This is a genomic window from Leucobacter sp. M11, from assembly GCF_035726885.1.
Taxonomy (GTDB): domain Bacteria; phylum Actinomycetota; class Actinomycetes; order Actinomycetales; family Microbacteriaceae; genus JAPFRB01.
The window spans coordinates 62596-66172 of the sequence record NZ_JAPFRB010000005.1; the positions used below are offsets into that span (position 1 = coordinate 62596).

A 3577-nucleotide genomic window follows, 5' to 3' on the forward strand; every position below is an offset into this window, starting at 1 on the left:
ACGCGGTCGAGGCCGTGCTGGCCCGGCTCAGCCCGGAGCAGCGCGTCGCGGTGACGACCGGGGCAAGCATCTGGGAGAGCCGAGCCGTGCCCGAGGCCGGGCTCCCGGAGATCACCCTCTCGGACGGGCCGCACGGGCTCCGACGCCAGCGCACGGGCGGCGACCACCTCGGCGCGATCGCCGGGGAACCGGCAACGTGCTTCCCGCCCGCCGTGGGCATCGGGGCGAGCTGGGATCCCGAGTTGATCGAGCGCGTGGGGCAGGCCCTCGGCGACGAGGCCCAGGCCGCGGACGTCCAGGTGCTGCTCGGCCCGGGCGTCAACCTCAAGCGCGACCCGCGCTGCGGGCGCAACTTCGAGTATTACTCCGAGGACCCGCTGCTCAGCGGGGTGCTCGGCGCGGCCCTCGTCCGCGGCATCCAGTCGCGCGGGGTGGGTGCCTCCGTGAAGCACTTCGCCGCGAACAATCAGGAGAGCGACCGGATGCGGGTGAGCGCCGACATCGACGAGCGCACCCTCCGCGAGCTGTACCTGCCCGCCTTCCGGCGCATCATCGAGGAGGCGCGCCCCTGGACCGTGATGTGTTCCTACAACCGGGTGAACGGCCGCTTTGCCGCGGAAGACCCCTGGCTGCGCGATGTCCTGCGGGACGAGTGGGGCTACGACGGGGTGCTCGTGTCCGACTGGGGCGCCGTCCGCGACCGCGTCGCCTCGCTGGAGGCCGGGCTCGACCTGGAGATGCCGGGCACCGAGCAGCCGAACACGGCGCCGGTCACCGCGGCCGTCGCGGCGGGAACACTCGCCGAGCACCGGGTCGACGACTCGGCCCGACGCGTGATCCGGCTCGCGCTCCGGGGCCAGACGAATGCGCGCCCGGAGACCCGCATCGATCACGATGCGCACCACGCGCTCGCCCGTGAGGCCGCCGCCCGCAGTATCGTGCTCCTGCGCAACGAGCCCGCCCCGGCGCTCGCGCCGCCCGGGGCCGTGACCCCCGCGGAGGAACCGCTCCTGCCGCTCGGGCCGGGCTCGGGGCGCATCGCCGTGATCGGCGAGTTCGCGCGTTCGCCCCGCTTCCAGGGCTCCGGCAGCTCCCGGGTCGTGCCGACCCGGCTGGACACCGCAGCGGCGGAGATCGACCGCCTTGCCGCCGCGGCGGGCCTGCCGACGCCGGAGTTCGCCCCCGGCGTGGCGCTGCCCGGCACCCCCGCGGCGGACGCCGAGCCCACCGCCCTCCTCCGCGAGGCCGAGGCCCTCGCGGCGGCGGCGGACACGGTGCTCCTGTTTCTCGGGCTCCCGGACGAGGCCGAATCCGAGGGCTTTGACCGGTCGGACCTGGAGCTGCCCGCGGACCAGCTCGCCCTGCTCGACCGGGTCCTCGCGGTTGCCCCGCGCACGGCGGTCGTGCTGAGCAACGGGGGCGTGGTGCGCGTGGCCGACTGGCACCGCCGGGTGCCCGCGCTGCTGGAGGCGTGGCTGCTCGGCCAGGCCGGGGGCGGTGGCACCGCCGATGTGCTCTTTGGGGTGGTCTCCCCGTCGGGCCGACTCACGGAGACGATCCCGGAGCGGCTCGAGGACGTGCCGAGCTTCCCGTTCTTTCCGGGGGAGGAGGGGCACGTGCGCTACGGAGAGGGCCTCTACGTCGGCTACCGGATGAGCGAGACCGTGGGCCGCGAGGTGAGCTACCCCTTCGGCCACGGGCTGTCCTACGCGAGCTTTGACTACGAGGCCGTCACCGCCGAACTCGAGGGCGAGGAGGTGCGGCTCAGCGTGCGGCTGCGCAATCGCTCCGAGCGCGACGCGCGCGAGGTCGTGCAGGTCTACGCGGGGCTGCCCGGGGCGGTCGTCTCGCGCCCCGCGACGGAGCTGCGGGCCTTCGCCTCGGTGCTCGTCCCGGCGGGGGAGGCCGTCACGGTCGCGCTGGGCTTCCCGGTTCGCGACCTCGCGACGTACCGGGTCTCCGGCGCCGCGTGGTGCGTCGAGGGCGGGGCCTATCAGCTCCGCGTCGGCGGCTCCGTCCGGGAGGCGCGCTGGTCCGGCGCGGTCGAGGTGCCCGGCGATCCCTCGCCCGTGCCGCTCGACGCGCAGTCCACGCTCGGGGAGTGGCTGCGGCACCCCGTCGCCGGGGCGCTCGTGCAGCAGGCGCTCGCGCAGGCCGCCGCGGGGGAGCAGGGCGCAGCCCTGGCCGATCCCCAGGTCATGCGAATGGCGGAGCAGATGACGCTCGGGCAGCTCGTCAGCTTCGGCGCGGCGAGCCCCGAGCAGCTCCAGGCGCTGCTCAGCATCGTCGGTTCCCCGCGCCCCTGAAGGCGCGGGGCCGGACCCGTGGCACCCGGAGCGGCGCGAGCCTAGGAGAAGGCGCGCATGAGTTCGCTCCACCAGTCCAGGCGCAGCTGGGCGGACATCGCGATGATGACGTAGCTCAGCACGATGAAGACCCAGGCCCAGGAGGAGAGGGCGGCGAAGCGCTGCTGCGTGCCCGCCGCCACGGGGAACTCCTCACGGGCGTAGGGGTGGAACAGGGAGGTCCAGAACAGCGGGATCATCACGACCCAGACGACCATGCACCAGGGGCAGAGCGTGCCCAGGACAAAGATGCTCTGGAAGGCGAGCCAGGCGATGAAGCCGAAGCCGAAGGCGAGGCCCAGCTGATACAGCGACCAGAACCAGCGCGGGAAGCGGGCCCCGGCCAGCAGCGCCACGCCCACGATGATGGGGGCCATGAACAGGGACACGCCCAGGATCGGGTTGGGGAAGCCGAAGACCGACCCCTGCTCCGAAACCATGTTCGGCCCGCACGTCACGAGAATGCTGATGTTGCAGTTCGGGACGTGATCCGGATTCGAGAGGGTCTTGATGTACTCCGTGAGGAGTTCGAAAGACCCAAACCAGCCGATGATCCCCAAGATCACGGTGCTGAGTCCAAACGCGACGGGGCGTGACGTGCGCTGCTGCTGATTCATACTGCTGATCTTAGTTCCGCCGGACTGGAATCCCGCTGGGCAGGTTTCACCGGCTCCGGAGTGTCGCATGACATAATGGAGGTGCGCGAGCCGTACAGTCATCGCAAGAGGCGCGACGGTTCGTCCAGAGTTTTGTAGTAACCGCAAGGGGGCTACGACCGAGTACCGGTCACGTTGGGGCATGCGCCACGACGACACGAAGAGTTTGCGACCGAACGGGTCGCCAAGACAGTACCCCGGGCACGGAACACTGCCCGATGAAGGAGCACACCAGGAATGGTGAACAACGACACACCCGAAACCGTGAGCGCCGAGGAAGCCGCAGCAGCGGCCACCGCGCCCGAGGCAACGCCCGCGGCGGCTGACACGCCCGCGCTCACTGACACCCCGACCGAGACGCCGAGCGAGGCACCGGCAGCCGAGACCTCCGCTGCCGAGACCCCGGCCGCCGAGGCGGAGGCGCCGGTCAAGAAGGCCCCGCGCAAGCGTCGCACCAAGGCGCAGATCGCCGCCGACGAGGCAGCGGCCGCCGAAGCCGCCGCGGCCAAGGCGGCCGAGGCAGCGGACGCCGCCGAGGCCACGCTTGAGGCCGCGCTCGCGGATCGGGCGAAGCCG

At 72.4% G+C, this 3577-nt stretch carries 2 protein-coding genes and 1 pseudogene; 2 read left to right on the forward strand and 1 reads right to left on the reverse strand.

Annotated elements, in window-relative coordinates; genetic code table 11:
• A partial coding sequence (locus OOT08_RS15550; RefSeq protein ID WP_325093753.1) for a beta-glucosidase occupies nucleotides 1-2306 on the forward strand: 2306 nt, incomplete at its 5' end.
• Nucleotides 2307-2347: 41 nt separating this feature from the next.
• Here OOT08_RS15550 and OOT08_RS15555 read toward each other — a convergent pair.
• Entirely contained in the window at nucleotides 2348-2962 is a 615-nt protein-coding gene (locus tag OOT08_RS15555; RefSeq protein ID WP_325093754.1) for a vitamin K epoxide reductase family protein, read from the reverse strand.
• Between the two features lie 276 nt (nucleotides 2963-3238).
• On the opposite strand from OOT08_RS15555, the pseudogene OOT08_RS15560 reads away from it, so the two are divergent.
• Nucleotides 3239-3577: pseudogene (locus OOT08_RS15560) on the forward strand (transcription termination factor Rho); the annotation flags it as partial.

Bases quoted from the DNA above. Each gene is read 5' to 3' on its own strand.
- OOT08_RS15555 (WP_325093754.1), bottom strand. From the start codon at position 2,962: ATGAATCAGCAGCAGCGCACGTCACGCCCCGTCGCGTTTGGACTCAGC.